Origin of the sequence: Burkholderia latens, assembly GCF_001718795.1 — a bacterium.
GTDB lineage: Bacteria > Pseudomonadota > Gammaproteobacteria > Burkholderiales > Burkholderiaceae > Burkholderia > Burkholderia latens_A.
The window spans coordinates 126,186-145,242 of sequence record NZ_CP013438.1 but is presented as its reverse complement, the minus strand read 5'-3'; the positions used below and the strand labels follow the sequence as shown (position 1 = coordinate 145,242).

General features: G+C 65.2%; 17 protein-coding genes. 7 read left to right on the top strand and 10 right to left on the bottom strand.

What is annotated here, in order from left to right:
* Nucleotides 1-679: 679 nt before the first annotated feature.
* The 6 genes from WK25_RS20160 to WK25_RS20135 all read right to left on the bottom strand — a co-directional run bounded on the left by WK25_RS20160 (nucleotide 680) and on the right by WK25_RS20135 (nucleotide 10,128).
* Nucleotides 680-3,700: a hybrid sensor histidine kinase/response regulator gene (locus tag WK25_RS20160; protein ID WP_069242552.1), complete on the bottom strand. Its 3,021-nt coding sequence runs from the start codon at nucleotides 3,698-3,700 to the stop codon at nucleotides 680-682.
* 79 nt (nucleotides 3,701-3,779) lie between these two features.
* Complete coding sequence (locus WK25_RS20155) at nucleotides 3,780-4,439, bottom strand: response regulator (RefSeq protein ID WP_040139073.1); 660 nt, start codon at nucleotides 4,437-4,439, stop codon at nucleotides 3,780-3,782.
* Between the two features lie 337 nt (nucleotides 4,440-4,776).
* Nucleotides 4,777-4,974, bottom strand: a complete 198-nt coding sequence (locus WK25_RS20150) for a hypothetical protein (RefSeq protein ID WP_059549020.1) — start codon at nucleotides 4,972-4,974, stop codon at nucleotides 4,777-4,779.
* 110 nt (nucleotides 4,975-5,084) lie between these two features.
* Nucleotides 5,085-8,168, bottom strand: a complete 3,084-nt coding sequence (locus WK25_RS20145; protein ID WP_069242551.1) for an ATP-binding protein — start codon at nucleotides 8,166-8,168, stop codon at nucleotides 5,085-5,087.
* Between the two features lie 425 nt (nucleotides 8,169-8,593).
* The gene (locus WK25_RS20140) at nucleotides 8,594-9,421 is read right to left on the bottom strand and encodes a hypothetical protein (RefSeq protein ID WP_040139070.1); all 828 of its coding nucleotides are present in this window, start codon (nucleotides 9,419-9,421) and stop codon (nucleotides 8,594-8,596) included.
* Nucleotides 9,422-9,540: 119 nt separating this feature from the next.
* Nucleotides 9,541-10,128: a tetratricopeptide repeat protein gene (locus WK25_RS20135; RefSeq protein ID WP_040139069.1), complete on the bottom strand. Its 588-nt coding sequence runs from the start codon at nucleotides 10,126-10,128 to the stop codon at nucleotides 9,541-9,543.
* A gap of 356 nt (nucleotides 10,129-10,484) precedes the next feature.
* Between WK25_RS20135 and WK25_RS20130 the strand changes: the two genes are divergently transcribed.
* The 3 genes from WK25_RS20130 to atsR are packed head-to-tail and all read left to right on the top strand — an operon-like array spanning nucleotide 10,485 to nucleotide 13,732.
* Nucleotides 10,485-11,366: a response regulator gene (locus WK25_RS20130; protein ID WP_059549016.1), complete on the top strand. Its 882-nt coding sequence runs from the start codon at nucleotides 10,485-10,487 to the stop codon at nucleotides 11,364-11,366.
* A gap of 44 nt (nucleotides 11,367-11,410) precedes the next feature.
* Nucleotides 11,411-11,911, top strand: a complete 501-nt coding sequence (locus tag WK25_RS20125; RefSeq protein ID WP_040139067.1) for a molybdopterin-dependent oxidoreductase — start codon at nucleotides 11,411-11,413, stop codon at nucleotides 11,909-11,911.
* A 9-nt stretch (nucleotides 11,912-11,920) separates the two neighbouring features.
* Entirely contained in the window at nucleotides 11,921-13,732 is a 1,812-nt protein-coding gene (gene atsR / locus WK25_RS20120; RefSeq protein WP_069243477.1) for a hybrid sensor histidine kinase/response regulator AtsR, read from the top strand.
* A 49-nt stretch (nucleotides 13,733-13,781) separates the two neighbouring features.
* Here atsR and WK25_RS20115 read toward each other — a convergent pair whose 3' ends face one another.
* Complete coding sequence (locus WK25_RS20115; RefSeq protein WP_069242550.1) at nucleotides 13,782-14,201, bottom strand: secondary thiamine-phosphate synthase enzyme YjbQ; 420 nt, start codon at nucleotides 14,199-14,201, stop codon at nucleotides 13,782-13,784.
* A 10-nt stretch (nucleotides 14,202-14,211) separates the two neighbouring features.
* Nucleotides 14,212-14,538 carry a thioredoxin family protein gene (locus WK25_RS20110; protein ID WP_040139065.1) on the bottom strand — a complete coding sequence of 109 codons (327 nt, stop codon included), beginning with the start codon at nucleotides 14,536-14,538 and terminating at the stop codon, nucleotides 14,212-14,214.
* A 241-nt stretch (nucleotides 14,539-14,779) separates the two neighbouring features.
* Here WK25_RS20110 and WK25_RS20105 point away from each other — a divergent pair, with 241 nt between their 5' ends.
* Both WK25_RS20105 and WK25_RS20100 read left to right on the top strand, forming a co-directional pair.
* The gene (locus WK25_RS20105) at nucleotides 14,780-15,484 is read left to right on the top strand and encodes a flavin reductase family protein (protein ID WP_069242549.1); all 705 of its coding nucleotides are present in this window, start codon (nucleotides 14,780-14,782) and stop codon (nucleotides 15,482-15,484) included.
* Nucleotides 15,485-15,684: 200 nt separating this feature from the next.
* Complete coding sequence (locus tag WK25_RS20100) at nucleotides 15,685-16,017, top strand: DUF2322 family protein (RefSeq protein ID WP_040139063.1); 333 nt, start codon at nucleotides 15,685-15,687, stop codon at nucleotides 16,015-16,017.
* Between the two features lie 443 nt (nucleotides 16,018-16,460).
* On the opposite strand, the gene WK25_RS20095 is transcribed toward WK25_RS20100, so the two are convergent.
* Together WK25_RS20095 and WK25_RS20090 are read right to left on the bottom strand one after the other, a co-directional pair.
* A complete protein-coding gene (locus WK25_RS20095) occupies nucleotides 16,461-17,030 on the bottom strand; it encodes a hypothetical protein (RefSeq protein ID WP_040139062.1) in 570 nt (189 codons plus the stop codon).
* Nucleotides 17,031-17,243: 213 nt separating this feature from the next.
* Nucleotides 17,244-17,702 (bottom strand): Lrp/AsnC family transcriptional regulator, encoded by a 459-nt coding sequence (locus WK25_RS20090; protein ID WP_040139061.1) that lies wholly within the window; start codon nucleotides 17,700-17,702, stop codon nucleotides 17,244-17,246.
* 124 nt (nucleotides 17,703-17,826) lie between these two features.
* Here WK25_RS20090 and WK25_RS20085 point away from each other — a divergent pair, with 124 nt between their 5' ends.
* Both WK25_RS20085 and WK25_RS20080 read left to right on the top strand, forming a co-directional pair.
* Nucleotides 17,827-18,564, top strand: coding sequence for an AzlC family ABC transporter permease (locus WK25_RS20085; RefSeq protein WP_069242548.1), 738 nt, complete (start codon nucleotides 17,827-17,829; stop codon nucleotides 18,562-18,564).
* The gene (locus WK25_RS20080) at nucleotides 18,554-18,856 is read left to right on the top strand and encodes an AzlD family protein (RefSeq protein ID WP_040139059.1); all 303 of its coding nucleotides are present in this window, start codon (nucleotides 18,554-18,556) and stop codon (nucleotides 18,854-18,856) included. The genes WK25_RS20085 and WK25_RS20080 overlap by 11 nt, the downstream gene beginning before the upstream one ends.
* The last annotated feature ends 201 nt before the right edge of the window (nucleotides 18,857-19,057 follow it).

Genomic DNA, 19,057 nt, shown 5'->3' with positions numbered 1-19,057 from the left:
ATCCCCGGTGATCTGAAACTGCAAATGCCGAGAATCAAATGGAATCACGCTGAAATATCCGGCGAATCGGAACGGATACCGGCCATGCACTCACCTTTGGTCTCATGCCGGACACCTGATCAAGTATCCGAATGTTCCCCATGGATCGTAACGCACCGAGGCAACCACCCAAATTCGCTTGCCGCCTGTTTTTTGCAAAGCACAACAACCGCAGGCGACCACTGAATTCTACTTACCCGCCCGAATATCAGCATTAGAACGAGTTCTAAACGGACTTACCGAATATTAGTACGAGTACTAAAACGAGAAAATCTCACACTTCCCGCGACAGCGCACCATCCGCGGGGATCGCACCGATGAAATCCGGCGGCCGCATTTCACGACGCGCGGCGCGATTACGCGTCGACTTTTAACGATTCGATATTAATTAGCCCAATTGCGAGGGCACGACGGAATGCCGCGCCGGCAGTCGGCGATTCGAAAATACAGATCGAAGCTCAACGCGACAAGGCAGCGGCTGTTCGCAGCGCAAGCTCCAGATCACGTCGGCAGTGCACGTTGGGGCACGCAATAAAAACACGTTCGATCGGGCGAAATCCGGCGTGATGACGGAACGAGAAAAAGCCGCCTCGCCGAAGTCGCTTGCGGGAAGACATTCGGAGGCGTTGCCACACGATCCTTATGACGTGCGGTCGGTGTCCGGGTTAATGGTGTCGCACAATCGCGCGAGCGCGCGCTGAATCTCAACCTGAAAGGCAGGCCAGCGAATGCGCAATTCGGCGATATCGGTTTCTTTTTCTATTTTTTCCATTTGCGCACATGCGGCTGATGCCACCGCGTCGCCAACGAGCGCGAAGCCGCCCCGCATCGAGTGCAATTCCTCGCGAATCGTCTGAAGGTCGCCGCCCGCCAGCGCTGCATCGATGATGGCCAGCGACCGCAACGTCGCACTGTGCAGCTTCTGACGCATCTCGTCGGTCACCGCGATCGATTGGCGGCGATCCGGCTGCACAGCCGCACCACGCCCCGCATGCCGCCGCAACACGGCGTCGAGCGCATCGATCGACAGCGGCTTGAGTACGACTTCCGCCGCGCCGACCTGCGCGCAGCGCCGTCGGTCGTCTTCGGTCGCATGCGCGGTCATCGCGATCACCGGCACCGTCGCGCCCTGCTCGCGAAGGAAATTCGCGAGCGCGAAACCGTCGAGTTCGGGCATGCCGAGATCGGTCAGCACCACGTCGAATGGATGCGCAAAATACGCACGCATCGCTTCGACACCGTTCGCGACGAGCGTCGCGTCGCAATGCAGCGCGTCGAGCTGGTCGCGCAGCAGAGCACGGCTTGCCGGATGGTCCTCGGCAACGAGCACGCGCAGCGGCGCGTCGCGGTGCGCGGGTGCCGTCGACGGCATGACGCCGGCTTGCATTTCGTCGAACGCGGCACACGCCTCGGGCGAGGCGGCCGGCAGCGGCAGCGACACAGTGAATGCTGCGCCGCGGCCAGGCGCGGTTTCGACCGTCACGTCGCCCTGCATCAGCCGCGCCAGGCGCCGGCACAGCGGCAGTCCGAGCCCGGTGCCGCCGAAGCGGCGGTAGATCGACGCATCGGTCTGCACATAAACGTCGAACAACGTCGGCAGCCCATCCGGCGCAATGCCGATGCCGGTGTCGCGCACCACGATCTCGACGCCATGCACGTGACCGGCAGTGCCAGTCGGCCTCGCGTCGATCGTCACGCTGCCGCGCTGGGTGAACTTGATTGCATTGCTGACGAGGTTCGACACGATCTGGCGCAGGCGGGTCGGGTCGCCAACGTAACCGTTCGCCACCCGCGCATCGATCGTGCATTCGAGCGTGAGATCCTTGGCCGCGGCGAGCGGATGAAAGACCGCCGCGACGTCGCGCACAACCGCGCGCAAGTCGAACGGCACGACCTCGAGCACCATCTGGTTCGATTCGACCTTCGACAGGTCGAGCACGTCGTTGATCACGCGCAGCAATGCATCCGACGACGACATCACCGTGTGAAGGCGCCGCCGTTCGTCCGGCGGCAACGGCGCACGCTCCATCAATTCGAGATTGCCGACGATCGCGTTCAGCGGCGTGCGAATCTCGTGACTCATCGTCGCGAGGAACGTCGACTTCGCCTTGTTCGCGTCCTCGGCGGCTTCGCGGGCCTCGCGCAGCTTGTCCTCCATCTGCTTGCGTGCGGTGATGTCGGTCAGCGTGCAGAGCAGCACGTCGACGCCGCGATAGCGGCTGCGGGCGACTTGCACGGCGACATAGCTCGCGCTGCCGTCGGCAAGCCCGATCGGCAACTCGTGCGTGACGACGCGCGGCGCGCGGCTGCCAGAGATACGGCCGTGACAGGCCTGCCAGATCCGCTTGCCGAGCGCAGCAACCGTACTGGCGTCGCCCAGTCTGCGCGCAGCGTCATTGCGCATCAGCGTCTCGCCGTTGGCGAGCGACAGCAGCATGAGCCCGGCCGGCGCCGTGCGAATCAACGCCCGGTTCAACGCCTCGCTTTCGATCAACCGGATCGCACGACGGTTGGCCGGACGCAGTGCGCGCCGATCGAACATGACGATCGCAAGCCACACCGTCCCGATCGCGAGCAGTGCAAGACCGACCGCAGTGCCCAGCGGGGCGGCCACATCGTCGAGCAGGCTGCGCCACGACATCGTCGCGGTCAGCACCTCGCGGTACCCGGGCATCGGGTCTCCGATCACGATATTCATGCCGACGCGATGGGCCGCCGCTCGCTCGCCGCGGGCGACACGCGCAAAGTCGAGTGCGCGCGCGGTCAGCGCGGAATCGGCTTCGCGGCCCGTCAAGACCTTCGTGGCCGAGCTGACCAGCGCGTAATCCTTCCCGGCGGAAGATGAACGAAGAGATTCGTCGATCGCTGCGCGCGGGACGGTGATGAACCACGCGATCGGTTTGCCCTGTGCATCGCGCACGGCCTGCACGAACCGTAACACCGAGCGCCCGAGCAGCGGGTCGTCGCGCCGCTCGAGCAGGATCTTCCGGTAATCCGGCGCGGCGGCCGCCGACACGTATTCGCGCGCCGGTTGCAATTGCCGAGCCAACGCCTTGATGTCGAAGCCGGGCGGCAACGCCTGCGCCTGCGTGACCAGCGGATAGCCGGTAACGATGACGAAATTGCCGTCCGGGTCGACCAGATAGCTACCCATTCCCGGCTCGCCGGGCTGTTGTGGCGGCACGATGCCGGTCACCTCACTTTGGGACAGGAGCTTGCCGAGCAAGGGCGCGTAACGAGGCGTCGGTTGCAGCGATGAAGGAACCGCGAATGCAGCGAACACCACACGCCCGGCCCGCCCGAAGCGTACCAGCCTGCCGCGATCGTCGATGAAACGCGAACGGGCGTCTGGCGACGCGACCGGGCCATGCCTCACTATCACCTCGATGTTTTCGAGGTAGCGGTTCTGGAGTGCCCTGACCACTTCCATTTCCGCCAGCAGGTCGGCCTTGCGAACCAGGAACTCCGATCGGAACTGCACGACCGAATCCTGAAGATCGAGCCGCGCGACGAGTGCCGTGCAGACCAGCACGAACATCGTGATCGCGACACCGCTTCCATACAGCAGCCATTGCTGCTGACGGCGGACGCGCCCGGGCTCGAACGGCTTGCGGCGCCCGGCCGCGGCATGCGCGATCAGCGTTTTCAGTTTAGTGGGCATGCGCGTCGTCGAGGTCGTATCGGCGCCCGGTATGCATCATCCGCTGCACCGGCAGCCGGCACTGTCGGTACTTGGTCGTCTATGCATCGCCCAAGGGCAAATCGGGCAACCGGCCCTCGCCTGCGTAGCGAATCAGATCGGCATCGCGGACGATGCCGAGCTTCTTCATCGCACTGGACTTCTGCGAACTGATCGTCTGCTTGCTGCGATGTAGCTGGACAGCGATCTGACCGACCGTCAGGCCGGCCCCGTACAGCCGCACGACTTCGATTTCGCGCGCGGTCAGCGTGCGGACACCCGCGGACGGCTGGCACTCCTCCAGCAGCTTCTTGACGAACGGAGACAGATAGTTCGCGCCGACGAACGCCGCATGAACCGCGCCGACCAGGTGCGAAATGGCATCCGACTTGCTCAGAATGCATCCGACACCCTGCCTCTGGATCGCGAGCAACACGCTCGGGTTGTCGATCATCGTGATCGTCACGAGGCGCAGCGCCGGGTAGCGACGCTGGAGAAAGGACAGCAAAGACAGGCCGTCGCCATACTTGCCGCCGGGCATCACGTAATCGACGACGAGTACGTCGCTCTGCTGCTCGTCGAGCATCGCCACCAGATCGGTCGAATTCGAGACGGTACCGAGTAGCTTGATCGTGCTACTGCCCGCGAGCGCCTGCGACATCCCGAGCGCGGACGAAGGATGATCGTCCGCCACCATCACTCGCACAAAAAATTCATCCATCTCTGTTCTTCTCCCGATACACGCGGCCTGACGTGCGCTGTTGTGCGACGTGCCGTGATTCGAACCGATCCCGCAGCACGATTGCGCTGCCACGTTCGGCGAACCGGGCGGTGCGCAGCGCAATTTTAAGATAATAGACGGGTTCTGTGCTGCGCCGGCCCGATGGGGCACGGCCGCCTGCGCCCACACTGCTCCGACGCACCACCACGCGCAGGACAATGCGCCCGGCACGACATGGCCGCATGAATCTGCGATGACCGACGCTCACGAGCAGCGGATCGGCAGTGCCTGAGCGCGGACAATCCATCGCGTCCCGCACGGCGGACCGAGCCGCCGGCTAAGTTTTGACCTCGGTTTTGTCGGGGTCGCCCGATCCTTCATCCGCAGCGTGCTGCCACTCGGTAATGACCCGCCGCTTCTGCGATGGCGACATCATCATGAATTCGTTCAGCTTCGTGAGGAAATCCCGTCTGGACTTCTCCGGCAGCGTCGCAAACCCCAGCAGCAGCCCGAACACCTTTCCCGTATAGCGCACGGCCTTACCCTTCCTTCTCAGTCGAAACCACGCGGCACCGAAGCGATGCTGCGTGTCTGCCTTCCCCGTTTTGACGCAGGTGATCTATGTCACCCTGACGCCGCTTTTTCTTATCGTCCCGGCCAATGTGTCGCTGCGGCCGTCATGACGCCCGTCGCCGACCGCTCCTCCGCAGCGCCCGCGGGAAACGCGATTCCACGCCGTCGCGCGATGCGGGCCATGCCGCGACGCAGATCGGCGAGCGTCACCGGTTTCGTCAACACGCATGCGACGTTCGATGCGGCGTAATGCCGCACGTCGTCGGGCGCAAGATGCGATGCGACGACGATCATCTCGCACGGCAGCGCACGTGCGTGGACGGCTTCCGCCAGTTCGCGCGCCGACATGTCGTGCAGGTCGGCGCCGAGCAGCAGCACGTCCCATGCGCCGCCGGCGAGCGTGTCGAGCGCTGCGCTTCCGGACGACACACACCGCACCACACAGCCGAGCACGTCCAGCTGCTCGCGGAAGATGGACCCGTTGACGGACGCGTCGTCCGCGACCAGCACGCGCGGCGTCCGCGTGCCGGAAACCGGCACTACCGGTGGAGCCGCATCGGCCGCGCGGCCGGGCCCGCGCGACGATTCCGCCGTAGCGACGCGCGCCTGCTCGATCGCCGTGCGCAGCCCGTTCAGCGAATAGCTCGACACGCGAATCGTGCGGCCCGCAACGTTCGGCTGCAGCGGGCCGTCCGGCGTCGCCAGCACGATCGGCGCGCCACAGCCGAGGCTGTCGAGCTCGTCGCGCCGCCAATGGTCGGAATCGCCGAATAGCACGATTGCGTGTGCACGCGCGAGGCACCCGGCGGCAATCCCGATCGGACTCGGATGCATCGCGACGTCGAAACCCCACGCACGCAGGTGCGGAAACGCGAACGCGCGCCACGCATCCTCGGCCGACACGACGATCAGCGTCCGGCCGGCGCAAGCAACTGCATCGGCGGAGGCTTTCGGCACGATCGCGATGCGCAGCGGCAGCCGCACGGTAAACAGGCTGCCGATGGCCGGCGCACTGTCGACCGTGATCGTTCCACCCATTGCCGCAACCAGCCGATCGCAGAGCGCAAGCCCCAGCCCCGTGCCGCCGTAGCGCCGCGTGATCGATGCGTCGACCTGCGAAAACGGCTTGAACAACCTCTCCCGTTGCGCGCGATCGATGCCGATGCCGGTATCCTGAACGCCGATCGCGAGCTCTGCTGCACCGTGCGCATCGCGCCCGACCGACACGCGCACGACGATGCGCCCTGCGCTCGTGAACTTGATCGCATTGCTCAGCAGGTTGCCGACCACCTGCGCGAGGCGCGTCGGATCGCCACGCATTCGCTGTGCGCCGCTCGCATCGAAATCGGCGAACAGCGGCAGTCCTTTCGCCTTCGCGACCGGCGCGAATGCCGCGAGTTCGCGCTCGATCACGGTGATCACGTCGAACTCGATCGACTCGACCGACATCGCACCGGCCTCGATCTTCGAGAAATCGAGGATGTCGCTCACGATCGCGAGCAACCCTTCGGCCGACGCGCGCAGCGTTTGCACGCGGCTTTGCTGCGATGCATCGAGCGCCGTGCGCTCGAGCAGCTCGAGATTGCCGAGGATCACGTTCAGCGGCGTGCGAATCTCATGGCTCGTGGCCGCGAGAAACGACGACTTGGCCGCATTCGCCGAATCGGCGGCGCGCACCGCCTCCTCGAGCTGATGCACGAGCCGACGCTGTGCGGTCGTATCGGCAAGGATCGCGATCAGCACGTCCTCGCCCTGGTAACGCGCAGCATGCGCGATGATCTCGAGATGCAGCGGCGACGCCCCGTGCTCGTCGAGCGTCAGCTCGGACATCATCGTGCGGCCGGCGCCGCCGTTAGCGACGAACGCTTCGTACCGGTCGAGCACCTGCGCGGTCAATGCATCGTGGTCGCCGCCATGCGGCTGCAGCATCTGCGTGAGCACGTCGCTCGCAAGCATCACGCGACGGTCGGACAGCGACACGAGCTCGATACCGACCGGCGCCATCGCGATCACGCTTCGGCACAGTTCCTCGCTGTCGAACACGCGCGCGGAACGCGCGTAGACCGGCGCCAGCACGCGCCGGTGGAATCGCGCGAGCAGCAGCCACATCACGGCGATCGCAACAAGCGTCGAGCCCGCGAGCGCACCAACCTGCACGCCGATGCCTGCCGCGACGTCGGGCCACGACAGCACGTAGGCAATTGTCCAGCCGGTGTCCGCGAGCTTGCTGTCGAATACGATCGCGCCGTCGCGAAACCGCGGCTCGCCGGACGCGTGGCTGGCTGGCGCGACATCGAGTTTCAGCAGGCGCCCGGTCAGCGCATTGGTGTGCTCGACCCCGGGATCGATCGCGATTACGCGGTTGTCGGCCGACGCGATGAAGAACAGGCCGGCCATCCCGCGCCCGGGCAGCCATGACAGCAGGTATTCCGGCGCGTATTCGGTGACCAGCACCGCAAACGGCTGCCCGTCGGCGCGCGCCTGGGCGGCAATCCGGATGCGAGCCTCTCCGGTCACGGGATTGATATACGGGGGCAGCCAGCGGACGTGCGGCCGGCCATCGTCCGCGGCCGGAGTCGAGTCGTCGAAATCGACGCGCAGCGCCGCGAGCACCTGCGCGCGTGTGTCGGCCGACGCGAGCGCCGGGTTGTCGCGCGCCGGATGCGGCACCAGACCGAACATTCCCGTGCGCGTGCTGTAGTGATAGCCCTCGAGCGTGCGGCCGCGGTTGATCGAACTCGCTGCGCAGATACGCGACAGCCGGAACGAAAGTGCAATATAGCGCGCGACCTCGTCGCGCTGCGCGGTTTGCCCCGGCACGCCGACCACGAGCGACGGATACGGCGTGATCGCAAGCTGCTGGCCGTTTGCAAAGAACTCGTTCACGACCTGCCCGGACGCGCCGTCCGTCTCTCGCCAGATCAGTTGCGTGTTCGTGACGCCGTTGCGGAACGACGTTTCGGCGATCTGCAGTTGGTCGACGGCTTCCTCGACACCGTTCAGGAAGTTGCGCCGCTCGCCGTCCAGATAGCCGTAAACGATCGACGTGATCCCGAGCCCGCAGGCGATCAGGATCAGGATCGTGACGACGACGCCGCCACCGAACATCGAAATGCTCTGGTAGCGGCGGATGGACTGAAGCGTGCTGTATGGCATGGCTCGGCGTGACGGCGCCCTGACTGCCGATACGCGGCAATTTCACTGCGGGGCCGGACGTCACGATGGAATCATTCGGGATGGGTGGTATCCCGATCATGCCAAACGACACGCTAAAAATCAGTCGTGCATTATCCTTTTAGTACACGTCCCATTTGTTCGGACGACTGTTTTGAACTAGAACGAATCCTCTCGGCAACATCGCGTGCAGCGCGCGGTCCGGTCGGTGCAGTCGCTTCATGAAATCGCGTGGGGCCGCACAAGAGAAGAAGCGCCGCCAGCACGCCGGCGGCAAAAGATGCGTCGACGGAGGACGCGACGCACCTGAGGCACGCGATTCGATACGCGCGGCGTCCGGAGCGGCAGGATCCGCGCGATGCCGTTCGTGGCAAGCGTCCGGCGGCATGCGCCGCCGGAGGGCGGGGTCAGTTCACCTGCAACTGCCCGCCGCGGCCCAGGCCGCCCTTGACGTCCTGTGCCTTGTAGCTGCGCAGCGCAACGACCATCTTGTTCCATGCGTCGATGAATGCGACGACCGTCGCCTTGCCTTCCGGCGTCGTCGAGAAGCCGGCAAGGCCGCCGCCCACGCCGCCGCCGAGCCCGCCCAGCGCCGCGCCGTAATTCGTCGCCGTCGAGCTGCCTTCGGCCGCCGCGATCTGCACGGCCGAGCGCACGTCGAACAGCGTGAGCGTCACCACGGAAGCCTTCGTCTGCAGGTGCCCGGCCACTGCGGCCACCGCGCTGTTGCCGATCAGGCCGCCGATCATGCTGCCGATGCCGCCGATCGGCGAATCGTTGATCACGATCTGCGGTTCCATGTAGTAGTCCGCCGCCACGCGCTGCCCCTTCTGCTGCTTGGACCCCGCGCGATATTCGCCCGAATTGCGCTGCATCTGCGTGATGCGCGTCAGGCGCGAATCCGTCTTCTGATTGCCGATCGACGTGATCACGAAGCAGTTCGACTGCTGGACGGCGAGGCGCAGCAGCGGATCGATGCTCGTCACCTTGGTTGCGCTGCCGAACGGGCCCCACCAGTCGGCGTTGCGGCCGTCGTCGACGGCGATCGTGCCCAGCGGCGACGCGCAGCGCTGCAGCTGCGCGTCCGCGCCGGCGCTCGCGCCGCCCGCTGCGGCGCCGGTCACGCCGGCGTTCTGGCCGCCGGGCGACACCATGCCGCCGCAGCCGGCCAGCGACGCGCAAAGCGCCGCAGCCAGCGCACCTCGAGTGAGACGTTGGGAAAGAATGGTCTTCATGTCGTTGTCGATCGATAGAGTCGTTGTTCGGCTTATGTGTTCGTGCGAACTTCGATAAGCCCCCCGGCGTGGCGCGCGATGGTGGTCTCCCCGCGGCTGCCCCGTTGCTTCATGTTCGGTCAGTAGTACCAGTACGTCTGATTCCAGACGCCGTAGTACGGATAGCCCGAATACCAGTAGCCGTAATAGACGTCACGCCATTGCGTGCGCCATTTCCAGTCTTCTTCGTCTTCTTTCTTCGCGTTGCGCGCGAGCGCGAGCAGCTTTTTCGATTCCTTGTCGCCGCGCGCGGCCGCTATCGACAGCCACTTGTCCGCTTCGCGCGGATCGGAGCCCATCTCCTCGAGACCGAACAGGTAGAAACTGCCGAGGGCCTTCTGCGCGTTCAGGTCGCCGCGCTCGGCGGCATCGCGCATCCACTTGAGCGCCTGGTAGCTGTCCTGACGCACGCCGTCGCCGCGGAAATAGCGCAGGCCGAGATCGTATGCGGCCTTCGGCTGGGTTTTCGCGGCCTGCTTCAACGCGACGATGCGCGGATCGTCACGGTCGTCCGAATCGTCCTTCTTTTGGTAGGAGACCTGATCTTTCGGGCGATCAGAACAGCCCGTGTCGTCGCAAATCCGCACTGTCTTGCTCGTAATTGACGGATCCTGCGCACACGCGGCCAGCAGCAGCAGCAACCCGGGTGCGAGTAAACGGCGAACCATTTGTGCTTTCCCCACTTTTTTATTTGCGCCGTACTGCGTCGCGCTATCCCGCCCCGCGAGCGCGCACCCGGTTTGCGCGCGGCGAGGCGAATACAATTCACCCACGCCGACACGCAATCCAAGGCTCTCTCAGGCTCTCTCTTTGAATCGTTCGGTCACTTCGCCGGCGTCGTTTCGTACGGGTCAACTGCGGCCAACCTTGTCCTCAAAACATGACGCGCCAAACAATAGTGACGTGGTGAGCAATAATAATCGAGAAATATGGCATGTCAAGGTCAATCGCGATTTCAAAGTTTGCGCAACGCGTCACTTTTGAATATGCTCTTCGTCGCCCAAGCCCAGGAGACCCCTTCGAGATGCCCAATAGCGAGCAGGCCAACGCCGACCTCATCACCGCCACCAAGGTGCGCGATCTGCTGACGCGCAACGGCATTCCGCCGCGCAGTCACAACACGACGATTGCCAACGTGCTGGGGCTCAGTTTCTCGGTCGTCACGCGCAAGATGAAAGGGCTGATCCCGTGGAACCTGTCGCAATTGCAGGACATCGCGACGCACTTCGGCGTGCCGCCCGCGGTCCTGCTCGACGACAAGGGCGCGCAACCGGCGGCCGCCGAGATGATCGATGCGACGCTCGTGATCGAGTCACGCCGCTTTCGCTGCCGCGCCGCGATATCGGCGAAGGCCAGCAGCCAGATCGACACGGATTTCGTCGCGCTGCAGTGGCAGGGCGAATGGATCGTGACCGAACGCCAGCACGCGCGCGAAGGCCGCACCTACGCAGTCGACGTCATCGAGCTGCGGTCGAGCCAGCCGAACGTGTATGCGGCGCGGATCGCGGTCGTCGACGATTCGCGGGATGTCGCCGAAACCGTATGCGAATACTTCCTCGAGAAAGGCGTGAACGCAATTCCATACTACGACGGCGCGTCGTTCCGCAAGGCACTCGAGGTCGAGGACTTCGACGGCTACATCCTCGACTGGATGCTGGGCGACCAGACCGCGGCCGAACTCGTGCGTGGCATCCGGTCGAGCGAAAACAGCGGTGCGCCGATTTTCCTGCTCACCGGCAAAATCTCCACCGGCGAAGCGAGCGAGGACGAGATCGCGCACATCGTGTCCCACTACAACGCGCGCTGCGAGGAGAAGCCGGTTCGCCTGCCGATCCTGTTCGCCGAAGTCGCGCGCGAACTGAAGCTCGCGCAGCCGGCAGCGGCCGCGACCGCTGCCGCGACTTGAGGCCGCCACGGCAGCCCGTCATCACACACGAACGAAGGGACCACATGCGAATTTCGACCATCTGGATCAAGAGTCTGCTGACTGCGGGCCTGCTGGGCATCGCCGCCGCGAGCTGGGCGGCGTCGTTCACGTTTACCGTCGACGGCAAGATCGGCCGCAGCAATCAGCCTGGCAAGACCGCGTTCGTCTTTTCCGAGCAGGCGCTGATGGCGCTGCCGCAGCACACGATCGTCACGTCGACGAGCTGGACGCCGAAGGCGACCTTCACCGGCCCGCGCCTGTCGGACGTCCTGAAGACCGTCGACGCGCACGGCACGCAGATCGAATTCCGCTGCATCGACGAATACACGTTCACGATCCCGGTGTCGGACGCGGACAAGTATGGCGTGATCCTCGCGCGCACGATGAACGGCAAGGTGCTCGGCAACGACAATTACGGCCCGCTGTGGATCATGTATCCGCGCGACCAGTATCCGGACGAGCTGAAGACGCCGCTCGGCGAAGCGAAATTCGCGTGGCAGATCATCGGCCTGACCGTGAAGTAAGTGCGCGGCATCATGCGCGGGCGATGGAAGAACAGAAAAATCATCGTGGTCCTGGGGTCGCTGTGGATCCTGGGATTCGCCGCGTGGGCGTTTCTGCTGTGGGACCTGCTTGCGACGTCGGTCAACGAGGGCGTGCTCGAAGGCCCGCGTGAGGGCGTATTCTGGACCGCATCGCAATACCGGAACGTCTACACGCGCTTCGATCGCCAGTTGATCCTCTACGCGACGCACGTGGACGGCGACTTCAATCACGTGCAGATGCAGCTCGACAGCCTGTCGGTGTCGTTCGGGTTCCTGCAGCGGCCATCCGAGGTTTCCGAATACTGGCTGCGCATCCCGCGCGCCCGCGCCGAAATCGCGGCGCTCGGCGAATTCATGACACGGCTGAAGCATGAGGTGCCGTTGCTGCGCAACGCACCGGATGGCGCGCAGCGTGTGATCGACGAAGTCAATGCGTACTGGCCTAAGGTCAACGGCCTCGCGAACTACTTCCGCGCAATCGAGATGGCGCAGCGCGACTTCACGTTCCATCAGCTGAAGGAACGGCAGCGGGCGATCGTGGTGCTCGGCATCATCCTCGGCGTGATCCTGTGCGCGCTGTTCCTGCTGCTGTTTTATACGATGCGCACGCGCGACGACCTGCTCGAACGGCAGAATGCGGCGCTGGATGCGGAACGCAAGGCATCGGATCGTGCGTTCGAAATGATCGAGGCGAAAAATGCGTTCCTCGGGATGGTCAGCCATGAACTGCGCACGCCGCTGCAGGCGATCTGCGGGTCGATCGAGATCCTCCTCGCGCGGCCGCAATCCGACGCGAACCTGAAGACGATCCGGCGGCTGCAGAATTCCGCATCGTCGCTCGAAGCGCTGGTCAAGGATCTTACCGACTACATCAAGTTGCGCTCGACCAAGCGCCTCGCCGTTGCCGAAACGGTCGGGATGGCGTCGCTGCTCGCCGAAGTGCTCGATCCGCTGCGCGACAGGATCGCGGCGAAGCGAATCGACGTCGCGCAGCGGATCGAACCGCACGACCTCGCGATCCGCTCGGACCGCAAGCTGCTGCGACAGGTGTTGTCGAACCTGATCGAGAATTCGGTGAAGTACACGGTGGACGGATCGATCGACGTATCGATCGCGCTCGTCGACGCACCGGCCGGCCGGCAACTGAAACTCGTCGTGCGCGACACCGGCACCGGCATCGGGAAGCAGCATCTGACGAAGATCTTCGAGCCGTTCTATCGCGCGAACGACGCGGTCGGCCTGCACGTCGACGGTATCGGCATGGGGCTCGCCGTCGTACGTGAGATCGTGACGACGCTGCGCGGCCATGTGGACGTGCGCAGTACGGTCGGCGAAGGCAGCGAGTTCGTCGTCACGCTGCCGGCCGAAGCGCCGGATGCCAGAGCCCCGGCCGCCGACGCGCCCGCGTGGCCCGCGTCGGCCGTTCATCACAACCGCCGCGCGCTCGTGGTCGACGATAACGACAATGCGCGAGAAACGCTCGGCGCGATGCTGTCGGCGCTCGGTCTGGACACCGATCTGTGCAGCACGGGGCACGACGGCGTCACGCGCTTCAACGACGCGCATTACGACCTCGTCGTGCTCGATCTCGAACTGCCGGACTTGAGCGGCTTCGAAGTCGCGCGCCGCATTCGCGCGGTCGCGCAGCCGAACGGCGACGGAAAGTTTCCGTCGATTCTCGGCGTCAGCGCGTACGAATCGGCCGCGCTGCGCGAGAACCCGCGCGTGTTCGACGAATTCCTGCCGAAGCCCGTTCACCTGCGCGAACTCGGCGCGCTCGTCGAGAAGCTGCTCGCTTGAACGCGGCAGCGATGCGCCGCGCGGCTGTGCGCGCTAGCGCCCGCGCCGCCTACTCGCCGATCAGATGCAGGACGATGTCGCGCCGATGCGCCGCGCGACGATGCTCGAACAGGTAGATGCCCTGCCACGTGCCGAGCACCATGCGCGCATGCTCGACCGGAATCGACAGCTGCACCTGTGTCAGCGCAGTGCGCAGATGCGCGGGCATGTCGTCGGGCCCTTCGGTGTCGTGCTCGTAGCGTGCGTCGTCCTCGGGCGCGAGCGTCGCGAAGTAGCGTTCGAGATCGCGCTGCACCGACGGATCGGCATTCTCCTGGATCAGCAGCGACGCCGACGTGTGGCGGCAGAACACGGTCAGCAGCCCGGTGCGGATCGCTTGCTGGTCGACGAACGCGCGCACCTGCGGCGTGAACTCGACCAGGCCGTTCCCGCGCGTTTCGACGGCGATGTGCGTGATGGCCTGTTGCATGGTCGGCGCCTCACGCAAGGGCGGCGAAGCCGTCGGTTTCGATCTGCTTCGCATCGGTTGGGCGCACCACGCGTGCGACCTCGATCCCGTCGCGCAGGAACACCAGGGTCGGCCACAGCTTCACGCCGAACGAACGGCCGAGCGGCCGGCCCGGGCCATCCTCGATCTTCAGGTGTCGCACGGCCGGATGCTTGGAGAACGACGCGACGATTGCCGGCTGCGCGCCCGCGCAGATCCCGCACCAGTTCGCGCCGAATTCGATGACGGTGGCACCGGCCAGTGCGTCGACTTCCGCGCGCGTCGGCGCGTTGGCGGTGTAACGTTGCTCAGTGTCCATCGGAGCCCTCGTGTGCAATTTCGGAACGTGGCCGCCGCGTGCCGGCGTACGCGATACGGGCGACCGGTGATTTCCTACTGTAGCGGAAAAGCAGGCGGGACGCCGGCCGCCGCCGCGGTGTGCGGGCAGCGCTGAACCGGCGCTCGATTCCGCCCGATTCGAATGACACGACAAGATTCGGAGTGCCGCGCAGCCGCGACGCGATCAGCATGGGAACCGATCCCTTCAACGAAGGACGACCATGAACGCTCCGCATCGCATCACCGAACCGAACATCCTCTATTTCGGCACACCCGTTGTGCTGATCAGCACGCTGAATCCGGACGGCACAGCCAATCTCGCGCCGATGTCGTCGGCATTCTGGCTCGGCTGGCGGTGCGTACTCGGGCTCGCGGCCAGCTCCCGGACTACGCACAATCTGATACGCACCGGCGAATGCGTGCTGAACCTGCCGTCGTCGACGCAGGCGCACGCGGTCGACCGGATCGCGCGCACCACCGGTTCGGATCCGGTGCCCGAGACGAAGCGGGCGCGCGGCTATGTTCACGAGCCGGACAAGTTCGGCACCGCCGGACTCACCGAAACGGCATCGCAGACGGTCGCCCCGCCACGGGCGCTCGAGTGCCCGGTGCATATGGAAGCGGTCGTCGCCGCCACTCATGGCCTTGGCGAAGACTCGGCAGAATTGCGCGGGTGCATCCGCGTGTTCGAAGTGCGCATTCAGCGTGTGCACGTGCATCCGGATTTGCTGATGGACGGCCATCCGGACCGCGTCGATCCCGACAAGTGGTCGCCATTGATCATGAGCTTCCAGAAGTTCTACGGCCTCGCGCCGCGGCAGGTGCATCCGTCGCGGCTCGCCGAGATTCCCGAACGCGCCTATCGCAGCCCCGACATCGACCGCGCGCGCGAAGCGGGCATATCGATGGAACATCCGCGCCGATAGCGTGGCGCCGAGCGGCCCGCGTGGCTCGATGATCCGCGCGATGTCACGCGCCGCCATCTCGGTCGCACCGAACGACGTGTGGATCGTCCGGGTCGCCGGTGCACGTGTCTTGCGGCGCAGCTCTGCTCGGCTCGGCGAGGATAGCGATCGGATAAGATACGGGCCGATTCGCCCTATGACCGAACCGACGGAGTGTTTCAGTGATTCAACCGACTCAAGTATTCAAGGACAACCTTGCGCAACTGCCGGCCATCGACGGCATCGCACGAATCGATCTCGCCGGCGCGAACGGCGACGTGGTCGCCAGCATCGAGAACCAGCCGGGCAAGCAAGGCTCGCTTGCCGTGTACAACTACCTGAAGCAAGTGTTCGGCATGCTCGATGCGAAAGCTGCCGAGCACGGCCTTGCCGTGTTCGCCGAGCACACCGCCGACGCACGCAATCGTCCGGGCGCGCACCCTAACGTCGATCGGCTGCTCGCGATCGTCGAAGGCGGCGAAGCGCTGCGCATCGACGTAATCGTGAAGGACTGAGCGACGCGCCGGTAAACCGCCGGAGCGCCGCACACGCCTGCAGGCGCCGATCGGCGAGACCGGCGTGCCGGTGAGGCATCGCGAAGGAAAACACCGGGAGCTATCGGCCGGGCTTCGTGACGTTCGGCGCGCTCGCGGGCTGCGCGCGCAGTGGCTGCGCCGGGCGGCGCCCGCCGACACGCGGACATGCGGCCCGCGCAAGCGCGACGCCAGCGCCCGCATGACGCGTGTCGCGGCGGGAACGCGATAACGGGCCGCCACATCGGCCTGTCCTGAAGAAGCCGCGTCACGCGCGACCGTGCGCGGGCAATGGCTCGATGACGCAGGCCGCGGCGAGAATCGTGCGGCGGTCGGTGTGCCCACGCGCGGCCGGAGCGGCGGAGGCATCTGCCCAACATGGAGTTAGACGACTTGGCGGCGGCAGGGCGAACCCGGCTGCACCTTCAGCGGTTCGCGCCGAGCGCGACGCGCAGCCGCTCCATCAGCCGCGTGTAGTGTCGCAGTACGTCGGCTTTGTCCGCGACGTTCGCGGTCGCAAAGCGGTCGCCCCACGCCGCCTTCCATTCATACGTGCCGTGCACGCTCCGGTCGCCGTCAGGCGACTGGATCAGCGAACGGATCCGTGCATCGCGCCCGGGCCCCGTATGCACCTCGAACAGCGCGTGGATGAACGCGTGATATGCGTCGTACACGTCGTCGTCGAACAGATAGCGGTAGATGTGGAACGTGCGGTCGAGGTCGCGCTTCGCGCGGATCACGTCGTCCGGCGAGATGTCCTTCCAGTAGCCGATCCATGTGTAGAAGCACAGCAGCGCATTGAGCTGCGGCGCGACCGTGTCGTACAGCATGAGCCGCTTCTCGATCAGCCGCTGGTTGGTCCACTGCACGAGTTCGAGCCGCTTCAGCCGACGCGCGACGAGCCAGCCGAGACCCGCGACCGACAACGGCGTGAGCACGCCGAGCACCAGCTTGACGATTTCCAGCGAATTCCACGGATTGTTGTATGGCTGCATGAGTCGCTCGACAAGAAAGACGCCCCGCCAACAGATCGCGGCAAACATCGCACGTGCTCGCCGACGGTGTTGTGGATGACCGTTAGTTGCTAGCACGTCGCTATCGCACGCGATGCAACGGTATGCGGCGCAACAGGTAGCCCCGACAGTGTATCGGTGCAGCGTCACCGGCCGATGACGACGCGCCGGATCGTCGCCTCGCGTCGCCCCGCGTTACGTCGGCAACGCGGACGTGAGTTTGACCTTCTGCATCGGAATGTCGGTCTTCACGCTCAGCACGCCGGGGATGCGCGTCAGGTACTCCATCTGGAAGCGCCGGTAGTCGTCGATGTCGGCGGCCACCACGCGCAACAGGAAATCGCAATCGCCGGCCATCAGGTGGCACTCGACCACTTCCGGCATTTGCTGGACGGCCTCGGCAAAGCGGTTCACCGACTCCGCGTCCTGCCCCTTCAGCCACACGCGCGTGAAGATCGTCAGCCCTTTGCCGACCTTCGCCGGGTTCAGCACCGCCACGTATTTTTCGATCACGCCGGCTTCCTCAAGCAGCCGCACACGGCGCAGGCACGGCGACGGCGACAGCCCGACCTCGTGCGCGAGTTCCACGTTCTGCATGCGGCCGTCGCGCTGCAGTGCGTTGAGGATCCGCCGGTCGATTGCATCAAGCTTCATTGGCATCAAATTCCAAAAAATTTCCAAATCACTCGTTGGATGCCAAATTCTGCGGAATCTTGGTCCGTAACGCAATCCGATTCGAGTCAAAAAAGCAGACAATCCTACCCCCGAAGGAGGAGTAATGAGCAGTAGCGTTTCAACGTCGTCCGGGCTTCGCGACAAGCCCGTTTATGTCGCCGAGATGGGCCGCGGATTGCGCGCGGCGCTGCCCGTCATGCTGGGGTTCGTGCCGTTCGCGCTGGTGCTCGGCGCGCAGGCCGCGCAAAAGGGGCTGAGCCTGTTCGAAGTGCCGATGATGACGGGGCTGAACTTCGGCGGCGGCTCCGAGTTCGCGGCGATTCATCTGTGGACGTCGCCGCCGCACATCGCGCTGATCGTCGCGATGTCGTTCCTAGTGAATTCGCGCCACATCCTGATGGGCGCGGCCTTCGCGCCCTACCTGCGGCGCCTGCCGCGCCGCCGCGCATTCGCCGCGCTGTTCTTCATGTGCGACGAAAGCTGGGCAATGTCGCTCGGCGATGCGCGCGCGCGCTCCGCCTCGCACATCAGCGTCCCGTATTACGCAGGCGTCTGTGCCGGGCTTTACCTCACGTGGATCTCGATGACGACGCTCGGCGCGGCAATCGGCCCAACGATCGGCAACGTCGAGCAGTACGGCTTCGACATGGCGTTTACGGCCGTGTTTCTGGTGCTGCTGCGCGGAATGTGGAAGGGCATGCGCGCGAGCCGGCCGTGGTTCGTGAGCCTCGTCGTCGCGGCGGCCACGCACCTGGCCGTGCCCGGCGCGTGGTACGTCGCGGCCGGCGCGTGCGCGGGATTGGCCGCCGCGCTGCTGTGGGAGCCGCGCGATGCTGCCTGATTTCGCGACGGTCGCGACCATCGTGCTGATGGCTTCGACGACCTACCTGTCGCGCGTGCTCGGCTACGTGCTGCTGCGCAACCGCACGCTCAGCCCGCGGATGGCGTCGGTCATGGAGAACGTGCCGGGCTGCGTACTGATCTCGGTGATCGCGCCGGCGTTCGTGTCGACGCGTCCGGCCGACCTGGTCGCGCTCGCCGTCACGCTGGTTGCGGCGACGCGGCTGTCGATCCTGCCGACCGTCATCGTCGGCGTCGTGTCGGCCGGCTTGCTGCGGCATCTGCTCGGCTGACGCCAGGGATACTGACTGTGCGGCGATGCGGCTCGCATGCGCCGCATGGTCGCTTTCCCGATGGCGGGAACGGGCGCGCGATGCGCCCGTTTTCGCATCTGCGCTTTGCTTTGCTTTGCTTTGCTTTCCTCGGCTCGGCATGACGACACGCATCGCGACGGAATGCTAGCCTTGCGGGTGTACGCGCGATGCCTTCCCGTG